The 753-nt window shown below is 30.8% G+C and carries 1 pseudogene; it reads right to left on the bottom strand.

The annotated features are described in order from the left end of the window. Positions 1–753: pseudogene (locus tag GNY06_RS15405) on the bottom strand (IS982 family transposase); the annotation flags it as partial.

Genomic DNA, 753 nt, shown 5'->3' with positions numbered 1-753 from the left:
TAACAATCAGTGCCATTATCTTAGATAATATTCTGTTCTTAAAGCCATCAAAGGATTTCGCATAGTTTCTTCTAATCATAAACTGATCACATAATTGCGAAAATAAGGTTTCGATGCGCTTTCGGGGTTTTCTAAAAATATAAGGCTTTGGCTTATATCAATGTTGATTTTTTCGCATAGGTACTTCCATATTAATCTGGTTGTAATTAAATAACTCTCTTTGATAATCAATACTCAGATAACCTTTGTCTCCTAATATTGTACAAGTTCTTAATATATATGATATAATGAATATCCTGTACAGAAGCTTGTGTTAGATCAAAATCGGTAAAAATCCCATCAGTATTACACACTGCATGCAATTTATAACCATAATAAACACTATTTTGCCAAGCACAAAAACCTTTATCCGGGCTGGTAAAGTAATTTTATCTACAAACAGTACTTCTGGAACTTCTGCTTAATTTGCATATTTCTAATGGCATGCTATCTACAATGTAATAATCACTGACAGATATTTTTGCAGCTATCTTTTTTATTAATGAATCCCGATAAGCAAACAAGTTGCGCTTTCTGACATTGTAAACACTACGTTCAATCCTAGAGGATAAATTGAAAGGTAATTTTCTGAATAAATCCCGCTATGATTCAATACTCATAATTTCTGAAGTTAAGTCTATGGAGTTTAACTCTAGATCTTTCTATTTGGGCTTGCTGATTTGATTTATAAAATTCATTTTACTTTCTATTGTT

It is taken from the genome of Elizabethkingia argenteiflava (genome assembly GCF_009904105.1).
Classification (GTDB): domain Bacteria; phylum Bacteroidota; class Bacteroidia; order Flavobacteriales; family Weeksellaceae; genus Elizabethkingia; species Elizabethkingia argenteiflava.
This window is presented reverse-complemented; position numbering and strand designations above follow the sequence as displayed.